Source organism: Mycobacterium lacus, assembly GCF_010731535.1.
In the GTDB taxonomy this organism is placed as follows: Bacteria; Actinomycetota; Actinomycetes; order Mycobacteriales; family Mycobacteriaceae; genus Mycobacterium; species Mycobacterium lacus.
The window spans coordinates 3,120,099-3,144,579 of sequence record NZ_AP022581.1 but is presented as its reverse complement, the minus strand read 5'-3'; the positions used below and the strand labels follow the sequence as shown (position 1 = coordinate 3,144,579).

At 67.7% G+C, this 24,481-nt stretch carries 21 protein-coding genes, 2 tRNA genes and 1 pseudogene; 14 read left to right on the top strand and 10 right to left on the bottom strand.

The annotated features are described in order from the left end of the window. Positions 1-86: 86 nt before the first annotated feature. Together serA and G6N24_RS14320 are read left to right on the top strand one after the other, a co-directional pair. Complete coding sequence (serA, locus tag G6N24_RS14325; RefSeq protein ID WP_085157666.1) at positions 87-1,673, top strand: phosphoglycerate dehydrogenase; 1,587 nt, start codon at positions 87-89, stop codon at positions 1,671-1,673. 49 nt (positions 1,674-1,722) lie between these two features. Then, complete coding sequence (locus tag G6N24_RS14320) at positions 1,723-2,733, top strand: 3-isopropylmalate dehydrogenase (protein ID WP_085157668.1); 1,011 nt, start codon at positions 1,723-1,725, stop codon at positions 2,731-2,733. On the opposite strand, the gene G6N24_RS14315 is transcribed toward G6N24_RS14320, so the two are convergent. Further along, positions 2,730-3,938 carry an MFS transporter gene (locus tag G6N24_RS14315; RefSeq protein ID WP_232070808.1) on the bottom strand — a complete coding sequence of 403 codons (1,209 nt, stop codon included), beginning with the start codon at positions 3,936-3,938 and terminating at the stop codon, positions 2,730-2,732. The two genes, G6N24_RS14320 and G6N24_RS14315, sit on opposite strands and share 4 nt — an antisense overlap. A 215-nt stretch (positions 3,939-4,153) precedes the next feature. Between G6N24_RS14315 and G6N24_RS14310 the strand changes: the two genes are divergently transcribed. From G6N24_RS14310 to G6N24_RS14295, 4 genes are all read left to right on the top strand, one after another. Further along, on the top strand, positions 4,154-4,975 hold the full coding sequence (locus G6N24_RS14310) for a fumarylacetoacetate hydrolase family protein (protein ID WP_085157671.1): 822 nt from the start codon (positions 4,154-4,156) through the stop codon (positions 4,973-4,975). A gap of 71 nt (positions 4,976-5,046) precedes the next feature. Continuing rightward, the gene (gltX, locus tag G6N24_RS14305; RefSeq protein WP_232070807.1) at positions 5,047-6,447 is read left to right on the top strand and encodes a glutamate--tRNA ligase; all 1,401 of its coding nucleotides are present in this window, start codon (positions 5,047-5,049) and stop codon (positions 6,445-6,447) included. Positions 6,448-6,556: 109 nt separating this feature from the next. Next, a tRNA-Gln gene (locus tag G6N24_RS14300) sits at positions 6,557-6,628 on the top strand. 72 nt (positions 6,629-6,700) lie between these two features. Beyond that, positions 6,701-6,773, top strand: a tRNA-Glu gene (locus G6N24_RS14295). Between the two features lie 99 nt (positions 6,774-6,872). Here the strand turns inward: G6N24_RS14295 and G6N24_RS14290 are convergent. Continuing rightward, on the bottom strand, positions 6,873-7,373 hold the full coding sequence (locus tag G6N24_RS14290; protein ID WP_085157674.1) for a PPOX class F420-dependent oxidoreductase: 501 nt from the start codon (positions 7,371-7,373) through the stop codon (positions 6,873-6,875). A gap of 58 nt (positions 7,374-7,431) precedes the next feature. Beyond that, positions 7,432-8,187, bottom strand: a complete 756-nt coding sequence (locus G6N24_RS14285) for an IclR family transcriptional regulator (RefSeq protein WP_085157676.1) — start codon at positions 8,185-8,187, stop codon at positions 7,432-7,434. A gap of 75 nt (positions 8,188-8,262) precedes the next feature. Between G6N24_RS14285 and leuC the strand changes: the two genes are divergently transcribed. The 3 genes from leuC (at position 8,263) to G6N24_RS14270 (ending at position 11,201) form a co-directional block, all read left to right on the top strand. Next, on the top strand, positions 8,263-9,705 hold the full coding sequence (gene leuC, locus G6N24_RS14280) for a 3-isopropylmalate dehydratase large subunit (protein ID WP_085157678.1): 1,443 nt from the start codon (positions 8,263-8,265) through the stop codon (positions 9,703-9,705). Positions 9,706-9,732: 27 nt separating this feature from the next. Beyond that, complete coding sequence (gene leuD, locus G6N24_RS14275; RefSeq protein WP_085157680.1) at positions 9,733-10,329, top strand: 3-isopropylmalate dehydratase small subunit; 597 nt, start codon at positions 9,733-9,735, stop codon at positions 10,327-10,329. A 221-nt stretch (positions 10,330-10,550) separates the two neighbouring features. Continuing rightward, the gene (locus tag G6N24_RS14270; RefSeq protein ID WP_085157682.1) at positions 10,551-11,201 is read left to right on the top strand and encodes an HU family DNA-binding protein; all 651 of its coding nucleotides are present in this window, start codon (positions 10,551-10,553) and stop codon (positions 11,199-11,201) included. A 68-nt stretch (positions 11,202-11,269) separates the two neighbouring features. Here G6N24_RS14270 and mutT1 read toward each other — a convergent pair whose 3' ends face one another. The 3 genes from mutT1 to cofC form a co-directional block, all read right to left on the bottom strand. Next, positions 11,270-12,235, bottom strand: coding sequence for an 8-oxo-(d)GTP phosphatase MutT1 (gene mutT1, locus G6N24_RS14265; protein ID WP_085157684.1), 966 nt, complete (start codon positions 12,233-12,235; stop codon positions 11,270-11,272). A 54-nt stretch (positions 12,236-12,289) separates the two neighbouring features. Beyond that, positions 12,290-14,506, bottom strand: a complete 2,217-nt coding sequence (locus G6N24_RS14260; RefSeq protein ID WP_085157686.1) for an RNA degradosome polyphosphate kinase — start codon at positions 14,504-14,506, stop codon at positions 12,290-12,292. A gap of 81 nt (positions 14,507-14,587) precedes the next feature. Next, positions 14,588-15,238: a 2-phospho-L-lactate guanylyltransferase gene (gene cofC / locus G6N24_RS14255; RefSeq protein WP_085157687.1), complete on the bottom strand. Its 651-nt coding sequence runs from the start codon at positions 15,236-15,238 to the stop codon at positions 14,588-14,590. 98 nt (positions 15,239-15,336) lie between these two features. On the opposite strand from cofC, the gene G6N24_RS14250 reads away from it, so the two are divergent. Both G6N24_RS14250 and G6N24_RS14245 read left to right on the top strand, forming a co-directional pair. Then, positions 15,337-16,368, top strand: a complete 1,032-nt coding sequence (locus G6N24_RS14250) for an NAD(P)H-dependent glycerol-3-phosphate dehydrogenase (protein ID WP_085157768.1) — start codon at positions 15,337-15,339, stop codon at positions 16,366-16,368. A gap of 79 nt (positions 16,369-16,447) precedes the next feature. Then, positions 16,448-17,560, top strand: coding sequence for a D-alanine--D-alanine ligase family protein (locus G6N24_RS14245; RefSeq protein WP_085157689.1), 1,113 nt, complete (start codon positions 16,448-16,450; stop codon positions 17,558-17,560). Between the two features lie 231 nt (positions 17,561-17,791). On the opposite strand, the gene G6N24_RS14240 is transcribed toward G6N24_RS14245, so the two are convergent. The 3 genes and pseudogenes from G6N24_RS14240 to G6N24_RS14230 form a co-directional block, all read right to left on the bottom strand. Further along, positions 17,792-18,331, bottom strand: coding sequence for a DUF3515 domain-containing protein (locus tag G6N24_RS14240; protein ID WP_139822227.1), 540 nt, complete (start codon positions 18,329-18,331; stop codon positions 17,792-17,794). Positions 18,332-18,385: 54 nt separating this feature from the next. Further along, a complete protein-coding gene (gene tnpB, locus G6N24_RS14235) occupies positions 18,386-19,753 on the bottom strand; it encodes an IS607 family element RNA-guided endonuclease TnpB (RefSeq protein ID WP_085157693.1) in 1,368 nt (455 codons plus the stop codon). Then, positions 19,753-20,338 (bottom strand): annotated as a pseudogene (locus tag G6N24_RS14230) (IS607 family transposase). Before G6N24_RS14230 ends, tnpB begins: the two are co-directional and overlap by 1 nt. 120 nt (positions 20,339-20,458) lie before the next feature. On the opposite strand from G6N24_RS14230, the gene G6N24_RS14225 reads away from it, so the two are divergent. Both G6N24_RS14225 and G6N24_RS14220 read left to right on the top strand, forming a co-directional pair. Continuing rightward, positions 20,459-21,436 (top strand): thiamine-phosphate kinase, encoded by a 978-nt coding sequence (locus tag G6N24_RS14225; protein WP_085157695.1) that lies wholly within the window; start codon positions 20,459-20,461, stop codon positions 21,434-21,436. Between the two features lie 183 nt (positions 21,437-21,619). Then, the gene (locus tag G6N24_RS14220) at positions 21,620-22,303 is read left to right on the top strand and encodes a uracil-DNA glycosylase (RefSeq protein WP_085157697.1); all 684 of its coding nucleotides are present in this window, start codon (positions 21,620-21,622) and stop codon (positions 22,301-22,303) included. A 21-nt stretch (positions 22,304-22,324) separates the two neighbouring features. On the opposite strand, the gene rpmB is transcribed toward G6N24_RS14220, so the two are convergent. Beyond that, the gene (gene rpmB, locus G6N24_RS14215; RefSeq protein WP_085157699.1) at positions 22,325-22,519 is read right to left on the bottom strand and encodes a 50S ribosomal protein L28; all 195 of its coding nucleotides are present in this window, start codon (positions 22,517-22,519) and stop codon (positions 22,325-22,327) included. Positions 22,520-22,814: 295 nt separating this feature from the next. On the opposite strand from rpmB, the gene G6N24_RS14210 reads away from it, so the two are divergent. Continuing rightward, the gene (locus tag G6N24_RS14210; RefSeq protein ID WP_179963502.1) at positions 22,815-24,479 is read left to right on the top strand and encodes a DAK2 domain-containing protein; all 1,665 of its coding nucleotides are present in this window, start codon (positions 22,815-22,817) and stop codon (positions 24,477-24,479) included. The last annotated feature ends 2 nt before the right edge of the window (positions 24,480-24,481 follow it).

The following is a 24,481-nucleotide window of genomic DNA, read 5'->3' as shown; positions in this document are numbered from 1 at the left end:
CGGGCGACCCGTCGCCCGCAAGCGGGTGGTATCCCAGCGCCCGGCTCCACCGCGCCGCTGACGGCGAACACCGCTACGCTGGCCGCGTGAACCTGCCTGTTGTGTTAATCGCCGACAAACTTGCCCAATCAACCGTCGCCGCCCTGGGAGACCAGGTCGAGGTGCGCTGGGTCGACGGTCCGGATCGGGAGAAGCTGCTGGCCGCGGTGCCCGAGGCCGACGCGCTGCTGGTGAGGTCGGCCACCACGGTCGACGCCGAGGTGCTGGCCGCGGCCCCCAACTTGAAGATCGTCGCGCGCGCCGGCGTTGGGCTCGACAACGTCGACGTGGAGGCCGCCACCGCCCGCGGTGTGCTTGTGGTCAACGCGCCGACGTCGAACATCCATAGCGCGGCAGAACACGCGGTGGCGCTGCTGCTGGCCGCCGCCCGTCAGATTCCGGCCGCCGACGCGTCTTTGCGCGAGCACACCTGGAAACGGTCGTCGTTCTCGGGCACCGAAATCTTTGGCAAGACCGTCGGTGTGGTGGGCCTGGGCCGGATCGGGCAGCTGGTCGCGCAGCGGGTCGCCGCCTTCGGCGCCGACGTCGTGGCCTACGACCCCTACGTGTCCCCGGCCCGGGCCGCCCAGCTGGGCATCGAGCTGTTGTCCCTGGACGACCTGCTCGCGCGGGCCGACTTTATCTCGGTGCATCTGCCCAAGACGCCCGAGACGGCAGGCTTGATCGACAAGGAAGCGCTGGCCAAGACCAAGCCCGGTGTCATCATCGTCAACGCCGCGCGCGGCGGTTTGGTGGATGAGGCCGCGCTGGCCGATGCGATCACCAGCGGCCATGTGCGCGCGGCGGGCCTCGACGTGTTCGCCACCGAACCATGCACCGACAGCCCGCTTTTCGAGCTGTCGCAGGTGGTGGTCACCCCGCATCTGGGAGCGTCCACCGCTGAGGCGCAGGACCGGGCGGGCACCGACGTCGCCGAGAGCGTGCGACTGGCGTTGGCGGGGGAGTTCGTTCCCGACGCGGTCAACGTCGGCGGCGGTGTGGTCAGCGAGGAGGTGACGCCCTGGCTGGACCTGGCGCGCAAGCTCGGGGTGCTGGTGGCCGCGCTGTCCGACGAACTGCCGGTGTCGTTGTCGGTGCAGGTGCGCGGTGAGCTGGCTGCCGAAGACGTCGAGGTGTTGAAGCTTTCGGCGCTGCGCGGCCTGTTCTCGGCGGTTATCGAGGATCCGGTGACGTTCGTCAACGCGCCGGCTTTGGCCGCCGAACGCGGAGTCACCGCCGAGATCACCAAGGCCTCGGAAAGCCCCAATCACCGCAGTGTCGTCGACGTGCGGGCGGTCGCCGCTGACGGTTCGGTCGTCAACGTCGCCGGCACGCTGTACGGGCCGCAAGAGGTGCACAAGATCGTGCAGATCAACGGCCGGCACTTCGATATGCGTGCCGAGGGCAGCAACCTGGTCATCCACTACGTCGATCGGCCCGGAGCGCTGGGCAAGATCGGCACCCTGCTTGGCAGTGCGGGGGTCAATATCAATGCCGCGCAGCTGTCCGAGGACGTCGAGGGTCCGGGCGCGACGATTCTGCTGCGCCTGGACCGCGACGTGCCCGACGACGTGCGGTCGGCGATCGCTGCGGCCGTCGACGCCTACAAGCTCGAGGTGGTCGATCTCTCGTGAGGCGCGCAGGCGACGATGCAGAGCGACGCGATGAGGAGGAGCGGCGCCAATGAGGTTGGCTGTGATCGCCGGCGACGGCATCGGTCCTGAGGTGGTCGCCGAAGCGGTCAAAGTTCTCGACGCGGTCCTGCCGGGCGTCCAGAAAACCACGTACGACCTCGGAGCCCGGCGCTTTCATGCCACCGGCGAGGTACTGCCGGATTCGGTCGTCGCAGAACTGCGTGAGCACGACGCGATCCTGCTCGGGGCGATCGGTGATCCGTCGGTCCCCAGTGGCGTGCTGGAGCGAGGTCTGTTACTGAGGCTGCGCTTCGAACTGGATCATCACATCAATCTGCGACCGGCCCGGCTCTATCCGGGGGTGAGCAGCCCCCTAGTGGGCCACCCCAGCATCGACTTCGTGGTGGTCCGCGAGGGCACCGAGGGGCCCTACACCGGCAACGGCGGCGCGATACGCGTCGGCACACCCAACGAGGTGGCCACCGAGGTCAGCGTGAACACGGCGTTCGGGGTGCGACGAGTGGTCGCCGACGCGTTCGAGCGGGCCCGGCAGCGTCGCAACCACCTGACGCTGGTGCACAAGACCAACGTGCTGACGTTCGCCGGAGGGCTGTGGTCGCGGACCGTGCAGGAGGTCGGCGAAAAGTATCCCGACGTCGAGGTGGCCTATCAACATGTCGACGCCGCCACCATCCACCTGGTCACCGACCCCGGTCGGTTCGACGTGGTCGTCACCGATAATCTGTTCGGCGACATCATCACCGACTTGGCCGCCGCGGTGTGCGGTGGAATTGGCTTGGCCGCCAGCGGAAATATCGACGCGACTCGGACCAATCCTTCGATGTTCGAGCCGGTGCACGGCAGCGCGCCAGATATCGCCGGCCAGGGCATCGCCGATCCGACCGCGGCGATCATGTCGGTGGCGTTGTTGCTTTCCCACCTCGGCGAGCACGACGCCGCCGCTCGGGTGGACCGGGCCGTCGAGACCCATTTGGCAAGTCGCGGGAACGAACGACTTGCCACCAGCGATGTCGGCGAACGGATCGCAGCCGCGCTCTAGCCTGGCGACGATGCAGACGGCGGGGTCGTCCGAGGTGGCGCCGGGCCATCAGACCTGGTCTGCAAGCCCGGTGGGAGCACATGTGTCGGCACCAGCGGAACTGCCAGGAGCGGGAACAATCCGCATAGGGCCCATGCCGGCGGGTATTGGGCCGTGGTGATCAGGACACCGAACAGCGGAGGCCCGGCAGCCGCCGCCAGCCGCTGGATGGTGTTCTGGGCGCCTAGCGCGCGTCCGCTCCAGAAGGGCCCGGCGAACTCGGTGATTGCCGTTGCCTCCAGCCCGTTGTCGAGCACCGCGATCACAGATATGACGATCATCAGCATCACGTCGTAGCGCGAACCGATGTCGTCGGTAAGGGCGAGCAGGAACAGGGCCGATGCGGCGGCGACGGCAATCGTGCGGACCGGTCGCATTCGGGAGCCGACGCGGTCAGACCAGCGGCCCACCACGATGCGGCCCAGCGCACCGAGCAGCTGCGAGATGGTAACCAGGCCGCCGGCCACTGCGACCGACCAGCCGTGATGGTTCATCAGCCAGACCAGCATGAACGTCACCGTCACCGTCTGCGGCATCATCAGCAGCGCCGATACCGCGTGAATGCGCCACAACACGGACGATCCGCGATAAGGGCTGGCCAGCTCGGCTTCCGTGGCCGTTTCGCGGGATTTCCGCGGCGGTTCAATGACGCCCACCGTGCTGGCCACCGCCGCCAGCGTGCACGCGATTGCCGGGAACATGAGCCCCGCATGTGGGCCATGTTCGGCCAGCTCGGGCATCACCAACGCGCCCATGGCGATCCCCAGCGGTTGTGCGGTCTGGCGGATTCCCATCGCCAGGCCGCGCTGGTGCGGCGGAAACCAGCCGGACACCAGCCGCCCGCCGGCGGTATTACAGCTGGCCGCCGCCATGCCACCGAGGAACAGATAGATACCGATCGCCACCAGGGAATGGGCCGACGCCGCGGCATAAGCCGCAGCCGCGGTAAGCGCCGAGCCCACGCTCATCACGACGCGCTCGCCGACGTGGTCCAGCAGGTAGCCCCAGACGACCAGGGTGAACACCATGCCCCAGCTGGGCATCGACGACAGCAGACTGGCTTGGGTTAGCGGGGTTCCACGAGCGGCTTCCAGGGACGGGATCAGGAAGGCCACGCCGTTGATGAACAAGAACGAGCTCGCCGTGACGTAGAGCGAGACGATCATGATCGACCAGCGCGCGCCCGCGCTAGTCGAGTCCTTCGCCATCCGCCCATGCTCGCACACACATACCTGCGATGCCGGGCGGCGCAGAATGTGCTGGGCCAGGCCCCGGGGGCCGTCACGCCAGTCCGTGCCGGCCCGCTCGGACGTTCCCGCTCGCCCGCGAGAGCAGCCCGCCGCTTGGCGGCGTGCCTCGTCGCCGGTCTAGGCTCAACCGAATGCGCCTCGGTCGAATCGCCAGCCCGGACGGCCCCTCCGGTCGATCGACCTTTGTCAGCATCGAAGGCGAGCGGGATGATTCCGGCGGGCTGACTGCCCGTGAGATCGCCGAGCACCCCTTTGGCACGCCGACTTTCACCGGTCGCTCATGGCCGCTGGCCGATGTCCGGCTGCTGGCTCCGATCCTGGCCGGCAAGGTGGTGTGCGTCGGGAAGAATTACGCCGACCATATCGCCGAGATGGGGGGGTTCGAACTGGGAGGGGCGCCGGCCGACCCGGTGATATTCCTCAAGCCCAATACCGCGATCATCGGACCGAACGCGCCGATTCGATTGCCGGCCAACGCATCACCCGTGCACTTCGAGGGCGAGCTGGCGATCGTGATCGGCCGGCCGTGCAAGGATGTTCCAGCCGCGCAAGCTGCCGCCAATATTCTCGGCTACACCATCGCCAACGACGTGTCGGCCCGCGATCAACAGCAGGCCGATGGCCAATGGACGCGGGCCAAAGGGCACGACACCTTCTGCCCGGTTGGGCCATGGATCGTCACCGACCTAGGTCCCCTGGACCCCGCTGATCTCGAATTGCGCACCGAAGTCAACGGCGAAGTCAAACAGCACAGCCGCACTTCGCTGATGATCCACGACGTCGGCGCCATCGTGGAATGGATCTCGGCGGTAATGACATTGCTGCCCGGTGATCTCATCCTCACCGGAACGCCCGCCGGAGTCGGTCCCATCGAACACGGTGACACCGTCTGCATCACTGTCGAGGGCATTGGCACCCTAACCAATCCCGTAGTCCGCAAAGGAAAGTCGTGACCCCAGCAACTGGAGGAGCCACGGTCCGCGTCCGATTCTGCCCGTCGCCCACCGGCATTCCCCACGTCGGGATGGTCCGCACCGCGCTGTTCAACTGGGCCTACGCCCGGCACACCGGCGGTACCTTCGTCTTCCGCGTCGAGGACACTGACGCCGCGCGCGACAGCGAGGAAAGCTATCTGGCGCTGCTCGACGCGCTGCGTTGGCTCGGCTTGGACTGGGACGAAGGACCCGAGGTGGGCGGACCCTACGGCCCATACCGGCAGTCCGAGCGCACCGATATCTACCGCGATGTGGTGGCCCAGCTGCTCGCGGCGGGCGAGGCCTACCACGCCTTTTCGACGCCCGAAGAGGTCGAGGCCCGCCATGTCGCCGCGGGTCGCAATCCGAAATTGGGTTACGACAACTTCGACCGTGACCTGACCGAAGCGCAGCGCGCGGCATTCCTGGCCGAGGGCCGCAAGCCAGTGGTGCGGCTGCGGATGCCCGACGAGGATCTCAGCTGGGACGACCTGGTGCGCGGGCCCACCACCTTCGCGGCGGGCACCGTGCCCGATTTCGCACTGACCCGCGCCAGCGGAGACCCGTTGTACACCTTGGTCAACCCGTGTGACGACGCGCTGATGAGGATCACCCACGTGCTGCGCGGCGAGGATCTGCTGCCCTCGACTCCGCGCCAGCTGGCGCTGTATCAGGCGCTGATCCGGGTCGGGGTCACCGAGCGCGTTCCGGAATTCGCCCATCTGCCAACGGTATTGGGGGAGGGCACCAAAAAACTCTCCAAGCGCGACCCGCAGTCGAATCTGTTCGCCCACCGCGAACGGGGCTTCATCCCCGAAGGGCTGCTGAATTACCTTGCGTTGCTGGGCTGGGCGATCGCCGACGATCACGACGTGTTCAGCCTCGACGAGATGGTGGCCGTGTTCGACGTCGCCGACGTCAACTCCAACCCGGCCCGGTTCGACCAGAAAAAGGCCGACGCGATCAATGCCGAGCACATCCGGATGCTCGATGCGGATGACTTCGCCGCCAGGCTCCGCGCCTACTTGGACGCGCACGGCCGTCACATCGAGTTGGGCGACACCGAATTCGCGGCCGCGGCTCGGCTGGTGCAGACCCGTATCGTCGTCCTTGGTGACGCGTGGGACCTGCTGAAGTTCCTCAACGACGACCAGTACGCGATCGACCCCAAGGCCGCCGCGAAAGAGCTGGGTCCGGACGGGCGCCCGGTCCTCGACGCCGCCGTCGCCGCGCTGGACGGCGTGGCGGAGTGGGCCGCGGCCCGAATCGAGGATGCCCTCAAGGCGGCGCTCATCGAGGGTCTCGGGCTCAAGCCGCGCAAGGCGTTCGGCCCGATCCGGGTTGCCGCCACCGGGACGTCGGTGAGCCCCCCGTTGTTCGAATCGCTGGAGCTGCTGGGCCGCGACCGCAGCCTGCGGCGGTTGCGCGCTGCGAGCGAGCGGGTGGGCTGAGGAGGAGGATTACCGGGCGAGTCTTTGGTAGTCTGCACTGGCGGCGGCGGTCTCTGGGCGCCAATTTTGGCCCGGAATTGTCGTCTGACCAGCGGTTTTAGGCGGCCAATGGGGTATGGTGTAATTGGCAACACAGCTGATTCTGGTTCAGCCATTCTAGGTTCGAGTCCTGGTACCCCAGCAAAGTTTCGCCACAGCAAGCGATTAGGTGGGCTTTCCGGGGTGAGCTATGCTGGCTCCTCGGATCAGTTCCGGCCCCGTCGTCTAGCGGCCTAGGACGCCGCCCTCTCACGGCGGTAGCGTGGGTTCGAATCCCATCGGGGCTACTTATCCGCAGCGCTGTGGGGACCCCCACCCGCTTGCGGGCAGACGCAAAATCACCCAATTTCGTGCCGAAATGGGGGATTTTGCGTCTGCCCGGCGCGTCAGCGCGCGGCCGGTGCGGTCGTACCACCCACCGGCATGTGCGGCAGCCCGAGCTTGCGGTGATCCCACGAGCGGGTGCGGCGGCTGACGATGCGTACGCCGACCCGCTTATGCATCATCTGGTCGACCATGGGCTTCATGTCGTCGGTGTAGGGGCCGGTATAGCGCTCCCACACGCTGACCCCAATCCGGTGCAGGGTGTCGGGATCGTCGACGATCTCGGCAACGCCCTCGAAGGACACGCCGCGCAACGTGTCGTAGGTGTTGCCACCCTCGAGCAGAAAGCTCACCCGCGGGTCCCGCCTCAGGTTGACGGCCTTCTGCGACTTGGCCTTGGTCTCCAGCCAGATTTCGCCGTCGACCACCGCGTACCACATCGCCGTCAAATGCGGCTGGCCGTCGGGTCCAATGGTGGCCAGTGTGCCGGTACGGCTGTTGGTGACGAAGTCGGCGATTTCGGATTGGGACATGACGATCTCGGCGCGCTGGTTGGTTCCCATGGCGTCAGTGTGTCAGGTGGTGTGCAGCGACCCTGCACTGGCGGCGGTGAGCCTGCGCCTAGGGCGTCAGCTTCGGCGATTGGCGCGCCGTGGACGCAGGCTCGGCGCGCAGCGAGAGGCGCCGCGTGATTTCGTCGGCCGCGGCCAGCAGGTCGGCGGCCCAACGTGCGCCCGGGCGCCGGCCCATCCGGTCGATCGGACCGGAGACCGATATTGCCGCGACGACGACACCGCGGCCGTCGCGTACCGGCGCCGAAACGCTCGCCACCCCCGGCTCGCGCTCGGCCACGCTTTGGGCCCACCCGCGCCGGCGTACTTCGGCCAGCGCCCGGTCGGTGAACATCGCCGTCGGCAGCACGGCCTCCCGGGTGGCGGTGTCGCTGTGGGCCAGCAGCACTTTGGCCCCCGAGCCCGCGGTCATCGGCAACCGCGCTCCGACCGGAACCGTATCGCGAAGGCCCGCAGGCGGTTCCAACGCGGCCACGCAGACTCTCGACATGCCTTCGCGGCGGTACAGCTGCACGCTCTCGCCGGTGGTTTCGCGCAACCGGGGTAGCACCGCCGCGCTCGCGGCCAACAGCGGATCGGTGACGTGGGTCGCCAGTTCGGATACCGCGGGACCAAGCCGCCAGCGGCCCTCACCGTCGCGGTCGAGCAGTCGATGAACCTCTAGGGCGGCCGCCAACCGGTACGCGGTGGCCCTTGGCAGGCCGGTCCGGCCACACAGTTCGGCCAGCCCACACGGCGATTCCGCGATTGCGTGCAGTACACCCACGGCTTTGTCGAGGACGCCGATACCGCTATGCTGTCTCACAAAGAGATACTAGCGTCTCGCATCCTGAGAGCCCATCGGCGAGCCGCAATCAAGCGAATCGAGGCGAACTTCGTGATGGCACAGACAGCTCACGGGGCGGGCAAGCCGCGCACGCTGGCCGAGAAGGTTTGGGACGACCACGTTGTGGTATCCGGTGCGGGCTCACAGCAGGGTGGGGCGCCCGACTTGATCTACATCGATCTGCATTTGGTGCACGAGGTCACCAGTCCGCAGGCCTTTGACGGCCTGCGGCTGAATGGCCGCCGAGTGCGCCGGCCCGACCTCACGATCGCCACGGAGGATCACAACGTCCCCACCGTCGACATCGACAAGCCGATCGTCGACCCGGTGTCGCGCACCCAGGTGGAGACCTTGCGGCGAAACTGCGCCGAATTCGGTGTCCGGCTACATCCGATGGGTGACGTCGAGCAGGGCATCGTGCATGTCGTCGGACCTCAATTGGGACTCACCCAACCGGGTATGACGATCGTCTGCGGCGACAGCCACACCTCTACCCACGGCGCGTTCGGTGCGCTGGCGATGGGCATCGGAACCTCGGAGGTCGAGCATGTGCTCGCCACCCAGACGCTGCCGCTGCGGCCGTTCAAGACGATGGCGGTCACTGTCGACGGGTGCTTGCCCGCGGGTGTGACGGCCAAAGACATCATCCTGGCGTTGATTGCCAAGATCGGAACGGGTGGCGGGCAGGGCCATGTCATCGAATACCGCGGCAGCGCCATCGAATCCCTGTCGATGGAAGGCCGGATGACGATCTGCAACATGAGCATCGAGGCCGGCGCCCGAGCGGGCATGGTGGCCCCGGACGAGACCACCTACGAGTTCTTGCGCGGCCGTCCGCACGCGCCGACCGGCGCGCAGTGGGACGCGGCACTGGCGTATTGGCAGCAGTTGCGCAGCGACGACGGCGCCGTCTTCGATACCGAGGTCTATCTGGACGCGGCTTCGCTGAGCCCGTTCGTCACCTGGGGAACCAACCCCGGCCAGGGGGTGCCGTTGGCCGCCGCCGTGCCGGATCCCGAACTGATGACCGATGACGCCGAGCGGCAGGCCGCCGAGAAAGCGTTGGCGTACATGGATCTTCGGCCCGGGGTCCCGATGCGGGATATCGCGGTCGATGCGGTGTTCGTGGGGTCGTGTACCAACGGTCGCATTGAGGATTTGCGGGTGGTGGCCGACGTTTTGCGCGGCCGGACGGTCGCCCCGGGTGTTCGGATGTTGATCGTTCCCGGCTCGATGCGGGTACGCGCGCAAGCCGAAGCTGAGGGACTCGGCGAGATTTTTGTCGCCGCCGGTGCGCAGTGGCGGCAGGCGGGATGCTCGATGTGCCTTGGCATGAACCCCGATCAGCTTTCGCCGGGTGAGCGGTGTGCGTCGACGTCCAACCGCAACTTCGAAGGGCGACAGGGCAAAGGTGGCCGCACGCATTTGGTGTCCCCGGCGGTCGCCGCGGCCACCGCGGTTCGCGGCACCCTTTCCGCCCCTGCCGATTTGAATTGATCTTGATTGGCCGAATTAGGGGAGAACATGGAAGCCTTTCACACCCACACCGGCATCGGCGTCCCGTTGCGGCGGTCCAATGTCGACACCGACCAGATCATTCCAGCGGTCTTCTTGAAGCGGGTCACCCGAACCGGTTTTGAGGACGGCTTGTTCGCGTCGTGGCGGTCGGATCCGTCTTTCGTGCTAAACCTGAGCCCCTTCGACCGGGGTTCGGTCCTGGTTGCCGGGCCCGATTTCGGCACCGGGTCCTCACGGGAGCACGCGGTGTGGGCGCTCATGGACTACGGGTTCCGGGTGGTTATCTCGTCTCGATTCGGTGACATTTTTCGCGGCAACGCCGGCAAGGCGGGGCTACTGGCCGCCGAAGTCGACCAAGACGGTGTGGAACTGCTGTGGAAGCTGATCGAGCAGAGCCCCGGCTTGGAAATCACTGCCAATCTTCAAGATCGCAATATCATCGCGGGAACGGCGGTGCTGCCGTTCAAGATTGATGATCACACCGCCTGGCGACTGCTCGAAGGGCTCGACGATATAGCCCTTACGCTGCGGAAACTCGCTGAGATCGAGTCGTTCGAGGCGGCTTATCCGGAGTGGAAGCCGCGTACTCTGCCCACACCCTGAAGGGTCGACCGGCGCGGACATCGAGAACCGACGACCCTGAGTAGCTCGGCTAAGTGAGCCGCAATCGGGGCCCGCCACCGGTCAAGGGCGGCAACCGGATTGCGAAAATTTCGATTGTCGGGTCCTGAAATTGCGCGTGGCTCTTGGAAATTTGCTAGGTAAGGGTTTACCGTGTCCACTAGTCGGTTCCAAAACGAGGACCACTAGCTTCGGAGGATTGGATGAACAAAGCAGAGCTCATTGACGTGCTCACACAGAAATTGGGCTCGGACCGTCGGCAAGCGACCGCCGCCGTCGAGAATGTCGTCGACACGATTGTGCGGGCGGTGCACAAGGGCGACAGCGTCACCATTACCGGGTTCGGTGTGTTCGAACAGCGTCGCCGCGCGGCTCGCGTAGCCCGCAATCCGCGTACCGGCGAGACGGTGAAGGTGAAGCCGACGTCCGTCCCGGCGTTCCGTCCCGGGGCCCAATTCAAGGCGGTTGTGTCTGGCGCACAGAAGCTCCCGGCAGAAGGCCCCGCTGTGAAGCGCGGCGTCATGGCCGGCGCGGCCAAGAGGACGGCGGCGAAGAAGTCGCCCGCCAAGAAGGCTGCGAGCAAGGCACCGGCCAAGAAGGCCGCGAGCAAGGCGCCGGCCAAGAAGGCAGCCACCAAGAGGGCACCGGCCAAGGCCGCAAAGGCGCCCGCCAAGAAGGCCGTCAAAGCCGTGAAGGCGCCCGCCAAGAAGGCGACCAAAGTGGTAAAGAAGGCCGCCGCCAAGGCGCCCGTGCGCAAGGCGGCCACCAAGGCACCGGCCAAGAAGGCGGCGGCAAAGCGGCCGGCCAGCAAGGCTCCAGCCAAGAAGGCTACGGCCAGGCGGGGCCGCAAGTAGCGCTAACGACGCAAATACCCTTCGGGCGGCAGCGATGTCTCCGAAGGGTATTCGCGTTTGGCCCAGTGTTAGGCCCGTACGTTGGCGGCCAGCGCGCCGCCGATGTGGTCGGCTGCCACCAACCGGCCGGCCGAGAGCGACAGCACCCACGTACTGCCCTTGTGGTTGCGGGATTTGTCGGGGTGTACCCCGTCGCGCTCGCACCACCACGCGATCAGGTCCGGAATCACCTTGCCCTGTGTGCAGATCACCGGTGTGCCTTTTTGGCGGGCGATCCGGAGAACTCGGCGTCGGCCGCGTTTGGGGTTCTTGGCGTAGCCCTCCTCGGTCAGGTCGGGCTCGTTGTGGATGGCCACACCGAGTTCCGCGGCGAGCGGTTCGACCGTCTGATGGCAGCGCAACCGGTCGGCCGCGTACACGTCGGTGGCGCCGAACGCCAGCAGCTGGCCAACCAGTGCTTCGGCCTGCGCGCGGCCCTTCTTGTCCAACGGTCGCGCGGTGTCGTCCCCGGAGAAGCGGGCCTTGCTGCCCGCGGTGCCGTGCCGCACGACCAGCACCGTGTGCGTGCCGGCCGGGTGTTTGGTGAACCGGCGCAAGACCTTTCGATCTTGTTCGTAGTGGAGTTTTTTCATCGCCTCGGCAATCGGCAACCAGACCAGGTCGTCGACCTCGCGTCCCGGGACGAATGCCCCGCCGGTGCTGCGCGCCGCCCAGTAGTGCACCTTCTTGATGCCCTGGAAGGGTGGGTCGACTGGGTAACTCACCGCGAGGATCCGCCTGCCAAGGACGCAGCGGTGCCCCGTCTCCTCGAGTACCTCCCGCATGGCCGCCACGGGCGCGGTCTCGCCAGGATCCACCTTGCCCTTGGGCAGCGACCAGTCGTCGTAGCGAGGGCGGTGGATCACGGCGATCTCGACGGCGCCTGCGGCCGAATCGGCGGACTTGTCATTGCCGGGCCGCCACAACACCGCGCCTGCGGCATACACGATCCGGTTCCCCGATCGGCGGCGGGCCGACGAGTCTTGGATCGACACCTTAACTCCTGCAGGTCAATTCGGCCAGGGCCGCTCGCGGGAATCACGACACGATTAGGGGCTCGTATGCTTCTCCATGAGTGATTCCTGGTGGTCGCGCACGCTGTGGCCTTCCTGGGGTGAAGCGGTCCACTGCCCGTCGGGCCCGAGCTCCCAGCACCGAGTGGCGGGGTCGAGCGCGGACTCGAGCAACTCGTCTAGCTGCGCGGTAAGCCTGGGGTCCCTGACCTGAACCATCACCTCGACGCGGCGGTCCAGATTGCGGTGCATCATGTCGGCGCTGCCGATCCAGAACTCGTCGATGGCGTTGAAATGCAGTATCCGCGAATGCTCCAGGAAACGGCCGAGAATCGAGCGGACGAAGATGTTCTCGGAGAAGCCCGCCGCGCCCGGGCGCAGCGCACAGATGCCGCGCACCACCACTTCGACCCGCACGCCTGCCTGCGACGCGCGATACAGCGCATCGATGACCTGTTCGTCGACAAGCGCGTTCATCTTGAGCCGGATGCGGCCGTCACCGTTCTTCCGGTGAGCGGCAACCTCGCGCTCGACGCGTTCGATAATGCCGGTGCGGATTCCATGTGGGGCCACCAACAGGTTGCGGTAGGACAACTTGCGTGAGTAACCGGTGAGCGAGTTGAACAAATCGGTCAGGTCGGCGCCGATGTCGGGGGCCGCCGTCAACAGGCCCACATCCTCGTACAGACGCGCCGTCTTGCTGTTGTAGTTGCCGGTCCCGATGTGGCAGTACCGCCGGATGTTCGGGCCCTCGCGGCGCACCACGAGTGCCGTCTTGCAATGCGTCTTCAGCCCGACGAGGCCGTACGCGACGTGCACGCCGGCCTGCTCCAGTGCGCGTGCCCAGCGGATGTTGGCCTGTTCGTCGAAGCGTGCCTTGATTTCGACCAGCGCCACCACTTGCTTTCCGGCCTCGGCCGCGTCGATCAGCGCCCGCACGATTGGGGAGTCACCGGATGTGCGGTACAGCGTTTGTTTGATCGCCAGCACGTTGGGGTCGGCGGCGGCCTGCTCGATGAATCGCTGCACGCTGGTGGAGAACGAGTCGTACGGATGGTGCACCAGCACATCGCCTTCGCGCAGCGTTGCGAAGATGCTCTTTGGCGTCTCCCGCTCCGCGAAGGCCGGATGGGTGGCCGGAACGAATGTCCGATCCTTGAGCGCGGGCCGGTCCACGCCGTAGATCTGCCACAACGACGACAGGTCCAAGAGCCCGGGCACTTCGATGACATCACCGGGGTGCACGTCGAGTTCGCGCAGCAGCAACTCCGACATGCTCTCGGTCATGTCGTCGGCGACTTCCAGTCGCACGGGCGAACCGAACCGGCGGCGCGCCAATTCCCGTTCGAGCGCCTGCAGCAGGTCTTCGTCGCGGTCCTCTTCAACCTCGAAGTCGGCGTTGCGGGTGATGCGAAACGCGTGATGCTCGACGATCTCCATCCCGGGGAAGAGCACCGGGAGAAAGGCCGCGATCAACTCCTCCATTGGCAGGAATCGCAAGGTCGCACGGTTCTCGGTCCCTTCGGTCCCGTCTGTATCGCTACGACTTTCGAGTTCGACGAAGCGATCGACATTGTCGGGCACCTTGACCCTGGCGAAGTGCTGGGCACCGTCCTCGGGTTGGCGCACGGTGACCGCCAGGTTGAGGCTCAGCCCGCTGACAAATGGGAAGGGGTGCGCGGGGTCCACGGCCAGCGGTGTCAGGACGGGGAAGACCTGCTCATGGAAATACGTCGACAACTGGTCGCGCTCGGCCTCATCCAGGTCGGCCCACGTGACGATGTAAATGCCTTCTTTGCCGAGCGCGGGCAGGACCGAATCATGGAACTCACGCGCATGACGGATGGCGATCTGCTGGGTCTTCTCGCCGATGCGGCGCAGTTGCTCCCGCGGTGTCAGACCGTCGGCGGAGCGGACCGACAGCCCCATTTCGTCGCGGCGTTTGAGGCCGGCCACCCGAACCATGTAGAACTCGTCGAGATTGGAAGCGAAGATCGCCAGGAATTTCGCTCGTTCGAGCAAGGGCAATGAGTCGTCGGCGGCCAGTGCAAGCACACGGGCATTGAAGTCCAGCCAACTCAGTTCGCGGTTCAGGTAGCGGTCCGCCGGCAGCTGGTCGCTGGTCGCGGGACTGAACTCAGGGGCGGTCGCGGCGGGCGGTGCTGCCAGGGCGGAGTCGCCTGGATCCCAGGCATTCTCGTCGGGGCGTACCTTTGCTTGGATTTCCGTCACACTGCGATCATTGCTCATCACCCTCGCCCGCTGCCAGCGCCTGCTGCACTTCAATGCGTAGTTGGTCTGTCGTTCATCGCGCGGACGCTGTGCCGGCGCCTGCTAACGATGCGCGACGGCTCGGGCCGTCGCGGGGCCCACCCCCAGCCGGCGCGCGGCGGCCAGGTCGGCGGGTGTGTCGACGTCGCATCGCAGGCCAGGCCAGGCGCCCGTCAGCTCGATGGCGCCCGAACGGCGATGTCGCGCGGACGAATCCGGCCCGAACTGCGGGTCGAGCGCGGTTCCGAATGCGCAGAGTACCGACGTTCCGGTTCCCAGCCGGTCGGCGACGAAGCTGCGCCGATGGTGGCGGGCGGCCGCGATCGCCTCAGCCAGCTCCTGCGTCTGTAACGCCGGCAAATCACCTTGCAGCACAACGATATTGGAGAACGATACGGCCACGACGCGTTCGGCGGCGGCGATGGCGTTGTTCAACGGGTCGCGATCGTCTTGGGGCGTCGGGTCGGCCAGCACGTCGGCCCCGAGCTCAGCCGCCGCAGCCGCCGCGGCTTCGTCGGGCGTGATGACGGTGATCGAGCGCAACGCACCGACGCGGGCCGCCGCGGTCAAGGTGTCGACCAGCATCGCCAGCACCACGCTCTCCCGGGTCGGCGCCGAAAACACCGGCGCCAATCGGGTCTTGGCAGCCGCCAGCCGCTTGACGGCGACGATCAAGCCGATGTCACCCGTGCCGTCGGCTCGTGTGCCGCTCATGGGGTCATCCTATTTTCGGCGAGATTGCCGCCCCGGTCGTGGTCGGCGCCCGCAGCACAGCCCAGACGGCACTCTCGGCGCAGGGTAGGGTGCACATGATGACCAGCACGGGAGGCGCCATCGCGGTGATGGGCGCCGGTGCCTGGGGCACGGTCCTGGCCAAGGTGCTCGCCGAGGCCGGCGGACCGGAAGCCGAGGTCACGCTGTGGGCGCGGCGAGCGGACGTCGCGGAGCACATCAATGCCACCCGCTACAACCCCGACTATCTTCCCGGCACGCTGCTGCCGCCGGGCATCCGTGCCACCGCCGACGCGGAAGGTGCGCTGCGCGGTGCGTCGACGGTGCTGCTCGGAGTTCCGGCGCAGACGATGCGGACCAACCTCGAGCAGTGGGCGCCGCTGTTGCGCGACGGCGCGACGCTGGTCAGTCTGGCCAAGGGCATTGAGCTGGGCACCCTGATGCGGATGAGCCAAGTGATCGTTTCGGTGACCGGAGTGGACCCGGCGCAGGTCGCGGTGATTTCGGGCCCCAACTTGGCCAGTGAGATAGCGCAGTGCCAGCCCGCGGCGACCGTCGTCGCGTGCAGCGACTCCGGTAGGGCGGTGGCGCTGCAACGCTTCTTGAACAGCGGCTACTTCCGCCCCTACACCAACTCCGACGTTGTCGGCACCGAGATCGGCGGTGCCTGCAAGAACGTCATTGCGCTTGCCTGTGGGATGGCAGTCGGCGTCGGCCTGGGCGAAAACACCGCGGCTGCGATCATCACCCGGGGCCTCGCGGAGATCATGCGGCTCGGGCTTGCGCTCGGCGCCAGGGACGCCACGCTGGCTGGCCTGGCCGGGGTGGGTGACCTGGTGGCCACCTGCACGTCACCGCATTCGCGCAACCGGTCGTTGGGCGAACGCCTGGGCCGGGGCGAGACCATGGAATCCGCGCTGCACGGCGCCCCCAACGGCAGGGACGCTCACGTCGTAGAGGGGGTGACGTCGTGTGCGGCGATACTCTCGCTGGCGTCCAGCTACGGCGTCGAAATGCCGCTGACCGACGCGGTGCACCGGGTCTGTCACATGGGGTTGTCGGTGCACGACGCGATAGCCCTGCTGTTGGGTCGCAGCACCAAGCCGGAATGAGCCCCGACGGCCCGGTAAAACCCCAGCTCGGAGCGGGAACCCGGCCTTCGAGCGCGCCACCCGGTAGCCTCTTTAGGTTGTGAATGCCAGCGACCGGCGTATCCGGGTTGCCGTCGTGTTCGGCGGGCGCAGCAATGAACACGCGATCTCGTGTGTGTCGGCGGGCAGCATCTTGCGCAATCTCGACCCGCGGCGGTTCGACGTGATCGCGATTGGCATCACCCCGGAAGGCACCTGGGTGCTCACCGACGGCGACCCGGATGCACTGGCGATCACCGACCGGCGACTGCCCGAGGTCAGCGCCGGATCGGGCATCGAGTTGGCCCTGCCGGCCGATCCGCGCCGTGGCGGTCAGCTGGTCGCGCTGCCGCCCGGTGCGGGTGAGGCGTTGGCCTCGGTCGACGTGGTGTTCCCGGTGCTGCACGGCCCCTACGGCGAGGACGGCACGATCCAGGGGCTGCTCGAACTCGCCGGTGTGCCCTACGTCGGCGCCGGCGTGCTGGCCAGCGCGGTCGGCATGGACAAGGAATTCACCAAGAAGCTGCTCGCCGCCGAGGGACTGCCGGTCGGCCCGCACGCGGTGCTGCGCCCGTCCCGGCCGGCGCTGCAGCGGCAGGAGCGCGAGCGGTTGGGGCTGCCGGTATTCGTCAAACCCGCGCGGGGCGGGTCGTCGATCGGTGTCAGCCGGGTTTCGAGCTGGGACCAGCTGCCCGCAGCGGTCGCCGAGGCTCGCCGGCATGATCCGAAGGTGATCATCGAGGCCGCGATGATCGGTCGCGAGCTGGAATGTGGTGTGCTCGAAATGCCTGACGGCGCGGTGGAAGCCAGCACGGTGGGGGAGATCCGGGTGGCCGGGGTGCGCGGACGCGAGGACGCCTTCTACGACTTCGCGACCAAATACCTTGATGACGCGGCCGAATTGGACGTGCCGGCCAAGGTTGACGACGACGTCGCCGACGCCGTTCGTGAGCTCGCGATCCGGGCGTTTCGCGCCATCGACTGCCAGGGCCTGGCCCGGGTTGATTTCTTCCTCACCGACGAGGGGCCGGTGATCAACGAGGTGAACACGATGCCGGGGTTCACCACGATCTCGATGTACCCGCGGATGTGGGCGGCCAGCCACGTCGACTATCCCACGCTGGTGGCGACCATGGTGGACACGGCGTTGGCGCGGGGCGTGGGTCTGCACTAAGCCCGATGGTGCCGACCCGCCGCGCCCGGCGCTAGCGCCGCGCTTGCGATCGGCACTAAGCCCGATGGTGCCGACCCGCCGCGCCCGGCGCTAGCGCCGCGCTTGCGATCGTCACTACGCCCGATGGTGCCGACCCGCCGCGCCCGGCGCTAGCGCCGCGCTTGCGATCGGCACTAGCGAGCTGGTGCCGACCCGCCGCGCCCGGCGCTAGCGCCGCGCTTGCGATCGGCACTAGCGAGCTGGCGCCGGGTCGATGGGCACCGCCGCGACCGTGCGGTCGATCACCTCGGACAGCTGCTGGATTGGAGTGGGCCCTGATCCCGCGGGCAGCGTCAGCGCCACATATACCGGTCGGTCGACGGTGTACCAGGTGGAGCGGCCCCCGTCGGTGGATTGCGCGGCGACCTCGAACCACTGCACCCGGTCGACGATCTGGATGGGCGAACCAACGACGAAGTCGGCCGGGCGTTCGAGTCCGCAGCGCAGCACCACAGGTGCGCCGTCCCACCCGGCCCGCCAGGCGGCGGCGCCTTCGGGCGCCGGTTGCGCCACCGGCGCGCGCTGGTAGTCGCCGAGTCGCTGCGGCAGCGCCGCGACCAATGCCCGGCAGGCCGGGGTGGTGGCGTCCGGGGCGGGTGCGGCAGGCAACGTAACGGGTGGTTGTGGCGCCTGGCGGGTCACGGCGATGCCCAGGATTACTCCGGTCGCCGTCACCGCCAAGGCCACGGCGGCGATGATCAGGGCGCGCGGCGGCCCGCCTGAGTCGGGCACCCACCACCTAGACACCTCCGGCTTCTCCCGTTGCAAGTGAGTGATCTTTAGTGGTCACGCGACTTGCACCCCATCTCGGGGTTGTTCGGCAGCCTTGTGGCTGCGTCCCTTCCGCGCTTCACGGCCACCCGCCCGGCCAGGCCGGGGCTTACGGTCGGCTCCACGCTTGACGGCGGCCCCAACTGGGCCGACGACGCTAGATGTTTCCTCGTAGCGTGCGAGGTTGATCGCGGCGTTGTCATCACGCTGGTGTGTGACCAAACAGCCGCCGCATTGCCATTTTTCGTCCCAGCCGATGTCCTGCACATGCCGGCACACGTGGCAGGTTTTCGACGAAGGAAACCAGCGGTCGGCGACCACCAGTGCCGACCCGTACCAGCCCGTCTTGTACGGCAGGTGGCGTCGAGGCGTGCCCAGGGCCGCGTCCGACAGTCCGCGCCGTCTGGCGCGGGAACCCGGCAAGCCCTTTTGCCGCAGCATCCCCGCCGCGTCCAAACCTTCAACAACGATCTGGCCGTGGGTTTTGGCCAATCGTGTTGTCAGGACGTGCAGGTGATGAGTGCGAACGTCGTTGATCCGGCGGTGCAACCGGGACATCTGGGTGGTGCGCTCACGATATTGCCGGGAGCCTTTCGTGCAGCGCGACCGGGCCCGGCAGACCTGGCGCAGCTCGCGCAACGCAACGTCGAGCGGTCGCGGGTTCTCAACTTGCTCGATCACGGCCCCGCACTCGTCGGCGACCGTGGCGAGCCGGCGCACCCCGACATCGACACCCACCCGCGAATCAGGACAGGCCACGCGCGGCTGTTGGGGCCGTTGGATGAGGACCCTCACGCTCGCATCCAGACGGGTGCCGTTGCGGCGCACCGAAATCGCCAACACCCGTGCCCGGTCCTTCGCAATGAGCCGTTCGATGCGGCGGGTGTTCTCGTGCGTGCGGACGGTGCCGATCACCGGCAGCGTCAGATGCCGGCCGTCGGGCTCCACACGCATCGCGCCGGTGGTGAAACACACCCGATCCGCGTCGCGGCCCTTGCGCTTAAACCGCGGAAACCCGACCCGCTTACCCGCGCGGGAGGTCTGCCAGTTCCAGTACGCGTCCACCGCGCCGCGGATTCCGTCGGCGTAGGCCTCCTTCGAGCATTCCTGCCACCACACCTGCCCGGTCTCGGCGTTGACGCACACCTTGTCCTTGACGGCGTTCCAGCGTTTCCGCAGCACCCGCAGCGACGGCTTCGCGCTCGCTATCCCGTCGGCGCGCCAGGCTTGGATATCGGCTTTCAAGCTGGCCACAGTCCAGTTGTATGCCTTGCGCCGGGCGCCGAAATGCCGTGCCAGCGACCTGGCTTGATCCTCGGTCGGGTCCAGCGTGAACCGGAACGCCTGCACACACCACCCGTCAGGCACCTCGAACCTCGCCATCACGCAGCCTCCGCGTCCTCGGTCGCTGCGGCAGCTGCTAGTGCGCGGCGAGCCCGGTTCTCCGCGGCCCGCTTGCCATACAGACGAGCGCACATCGAGGTCAGGATCTCGGTCATATCCCGCACCAGGTCGTCATCAACCTCGGCTGTGTCTACGACAACCAGCCCGCGGCCCTGAGCGGCGAGCGCGGCCTGCACATTCCGAACCGAACCGGCAGAACCGGTGCCGATGCTCGACCACGATCCGATTCACCGACCGATCACGCAGCAGAGCAAGGAACTTGCGGCGGTGCCCATTCAAGGCGGAACCGACCTCGGTGACGACTTTGTCGACCGGAATCTGCTGGGCCGCGGCCCACGCGGTCACCCGCGCCACCTGCCGATCCAGATCCGCTCCCTGATCCGCCGACGACACACGCGCATACACAGCCGTCCGCAGGCGAGCACCAGCCTTCTCGCTCGGCTCGTCCACCAGAATCAGACGACCCACTTTCCGCGCCGTGACCGGCAAATGGCCACCATGGAACCAGCGATACGCAGTCACCCGCGCAACACCGTTGCGCTCAGCCCACGCCGCGAGATTCATACGACTGTTCCTACAGCACACCACCGACAACGACCGACCACTCAACCAGCAACAGCTGGCAGCCCTACACTGGCGCGGGCAGGGACCCAACTTACCGCAGGTGGGGAAGGTGTAGGCGACGTGCGCGACGATGCATCGGGGGAGTCTCCGACGCTGGAGCAGGTCGGTGAGTTCGCCGTCATCGACCGGTTGGTGCGGGGCCGCGGGCAGCCGCCGGGGGTCGAGCTCGGGCCCGGCGACGACGCGGCGGTGGTGTCGGTCGGCGACGGTCGCGTCGTGGTGTCGACCGACATGCTCGTGCAGGAGCGGCACTTCCGCCTGGATTGGTCGACCCCCCACGACGTCGGACGCAAGGCGATCGCCCAGAACGCCGCCGACATCGAGGCGATGGGCGCGCGGGCCACCGCGTTCGTGGTGAGCTTCGGCGCGCCAGGTGATACGCCGATCGCGAAAGTGGATGCTCTGGTCGACGGACTGTGGGACGAGGCGGAGCGGGTCGGGGCCAGCATCGTCGGCGGCGACCTCGTCAGCTGTCCGCAGTGGGTGATGTCGGTGGCGGCGCTCGGAGACCTTGACGGTCGTGCGCCGGTGTTGCGGTCAGGGGCCAAAGCCGGCTCGGTGATAGCCGTCGTCGGTGAACTGGGCCGATCGGCCGCCGGATATGCACTGTGGCGCAAGGATATTGGGGGGGTTGACGGGTTCGACGAGTTGCGGCGCCGCCACCTGGTGCCTGAGCCACCCTACGGGCAGGGAGCGGCGGCCGCCGCTGCCGGCGCCCAGGCGATGATCGACGTCTCCGACGGTCTGATCGCCGATGCGCGGCACGTCGCCGAGGCATCCGGGGTGAGTATCGACTTGTCCACCGCGGCCTTGGCCGCCGATCGTGCCGCGCTGACCGCGGCCGGCGCCGCCGTCGGCACCGATCCGTGGTCGTGGGTGCTGGGCGGCGGAGAGGATCACGCCCTGGTGGCCTGTTTCGCCGGTCCGCTGCCGGCGGGATGGCGCGTCATCGGGCGGGTGTTCGACGGGCCGGCCCGGGTGCTCGTCGACGGCGCGGAGTGGGGTGGTTACGCGGGCTGGCAGTCGTTCGAGCGGTGAGTCAACCGCTCGAACGTGCGCAGAATGCCAGTCCACGCGGCGTGTCGCTGTACTGACACGCACGCTCGCGGGCAGGAAAAAGTAGGGTAGCTGAGGTTCACCGACCGAGGAGGCATTCCGTGGCTGGGTGCAATCGCCTGAGTACCAGGACATTTCGAAGGCGCTGCTGGTGAAGGGGTTGGGATGACCGCGCGCCCGTTGTGTGAACTCGTCGAGCAGGGGTGGGCGGCCGCGCTGGAACCTGTCGCCGATCAGGTGGCCCAAATGGGGCAGTTTCTCCGGGCCGAGATCGCGGCCGGGCGCAAATATCTCCCTGCTGGTCCGAATGTGTTGCGCGCCTTCACGTTTCCGTTCGACGATGTCCGGGTTTTGATCGTCGGGCAGGACCCCTACCCGACACCCGGGCATGCTGTGGGCCTGAGCTTCTCGGTGGCCCCCGACGTACGACCGCTGCCGCGCAGCCTGGAAAACATCTTCGGTGAATACAGCGCCGACCTGGGCTATCCCCAGCCCTCGTGCGGTGATCTGACGCCCTGGGCGCAGCGCGGCGTGCTGCTGTTGAACAGGGTGCTCACGGTGCGGCCCAGTAACCCGGCGTCGCATCGGGGCAAGGGCTGGGAAGCCGTCACGGAGTGCGCGATCCGCGCGCTGGCCGCGCGGTCGCGGCCGATGGTGGCGATCTTGTGGGGGCGCGACGCGTCGACGCTCAAGCCGATGCTGGCGGCCGGCAACTGCGTTGCCATCGAGTCGGCGCATCCTTCACCGCTGTCGGCCTCCCGCGGATTCTTTGGATCGCGGCCGTTCAGTCGTGCCAACGAGATGCTCGTGGGGATGGGCGCCAACCCGATCGACTGGCGGCTGCCCTGACCGGTCGCGCGCTCAAACAGGTCAGCCGCGGCTGACCTTGCCAGCTTTGATGCAGGAAGTGCAGACGTTGAGCCGCTTCTTGTTGCCGCCGGGACGGGCAACGGCGTGCACGGTCTGAACATTGGGGTCCCACCGGCGGCTAGTGCGGCGGTGGGAGTGCGACACCGACTTGCCGAAGCCGGGGCCTTTCCCGCAGATATCGCACACAGCGGCCATCTTCAAACTCCTCAAATCTCTGGCTAGCATCCGGCGACTCTCCCGCTGGGGTGGCCGGAGCAGAGCCCAGGCTGAACCGGGCCAGCCCAGGATAGCCATTGTCGTGGGCAAAGGCCAAAACGATCAACCGGTCGAAGACGCGTCATGACCAGTGCTGTCGTCGCCGCTCGCTACGCTCTAGGCGCCAAGACTGGCCGTGGCCGCCGGTGGGGGGCCGGGCTACGCTGGCGCGCACCGGCGCCGGCGCGGAGGAGGTGTGTCTGCGGTGGGCACTCGCGCTGGACGAGATCGTCTGCTGGATGCCTCGGCATTGCGGGACTGGGCGCACATCGCCGTCGGCGACCTCATCACCCACATCGACGAGATCAACCGGCTCAACGTGTTCCCGGTCGCCGATTCCGACACCGGCACCAACATGTTGTTCACCATGCGCTCCGCGCTCGCTGAAGCCAATACGGTGAGCTCCCCGGACGATGTCGCCCGAGTCGCCGCGGCGTTGTCCGCCGGCGCGCTGAACGGAGCACGCGGCAACTCCGGGGTGATCCTGTCGCAGATCTTGCGCGGTATTGCCGACGTGACCGCGTGTGCGGCCGACTCCGGTGGCGGATTGCCCGTGATCGACGCGGCCGTCCTGGGGGCCGCGTTGTGGCGCGGCGTCGAGCTGGTCATCACCTCGATGGGAGGCGTGGAGGTTCCGGGAACCATCGTGTCGGTGCTGCGCGCGGCCGCCGGTGCCGTCGAGCAGTGCGCCCAGGGCGGAGAGGGTCTGGCCGGCGCGGTCATCGCCGCCGGTGATGCGGCGGTTGTCGCCCTGGAGAAGACCCCCGAGCAGCTCGACGTTCTCGCCGAGGCCGGCGCGGTGGACGCCGGCGGACGGGGCCTGCTGGTCCTGTTGGACGCGCTGCGCTCGACGATCACCGGGCAGGCGCCCGCCCGTTCGGTCTATGAGCCGTCGCCGACGCGGGCGTCGCCGGTAAAGGCGGCCGCGGAGCGCCGTGCCCCACAATTCGAGGTGATGTACCTGTTGGATGGGTGCGAGGCCGCAGAAGCGGAATCGCTGCGGTATCGGCTCGCGGAGCTGGGCGAATCGGTGGCCATTGCGGCCGCGCCCTCGGCGACCGGGGGCAGCTACTCCGTGCACGTCCACACCGACGACGCTGGTGCCGCTGTCGAGGCAGGACTGGCGGCCGGGCAACTGCGCCGGATCGTCATCTCGGCGCTTAGCTCCGGCGCCGTCGGACTGCCCGCGGGCAGCTGGACGCGGGAGCGTGCGGTGCTTGCCGTCGTCGACGGCGACGGTGCTGCCGAGTTGTTCACGGGGGAGGGTGCCAGCGTGCTGCGACCGAGCCCGAACGCGTGGGGTCCCGGGCCGGCAGCGGCCCCCGATATCAGCGCCCATCAGCTGGTGCGGGCCGTGGTGGACACCGGTGCCGCGCAGGTGATGGTGCTGCCCAACGGTTACGTCGCCGCCGAGGAACTGGTCGCCGGATGCGCTGCGGCTATCGGTTGGGGTGTCGACGTGGTGCCCGTGCCGACCGGCTCGATGGTGCAGGGTTTGGCCGCGCTGGCCGTGCACGAGCCTGGCCGCCACGCCGTCGACGACGGCTACACCATGGCCAGGGCCGCCGGCGCCGCCCGGCACGGATCGGTGCGCATCGCCACCGAGAAGGCGCTGACCTGGGCCGGCACCTGTGAGCCGGGCGACGGCCTGGGCATCGCGGGCGACGAGGTGCTGATCGTGGCCGCCGACGTCGCCGCCGCGGCGATCGGTCTGCTCGACCTGCTGCTGGCCTCCGGCGGCGACCTGGTGACCGTCTTGGTGGGCGCCGGCACCGCGACAGGGACCGACGACATAGCCGGCATCCTGCAAGAGCATGTGCACGACCAGCATCCGGGCACCGAGCTGGTCGTCTACCACACCGGACACCGCGGCGATACGCTGCTGATCGGGGTCGAGTAGCC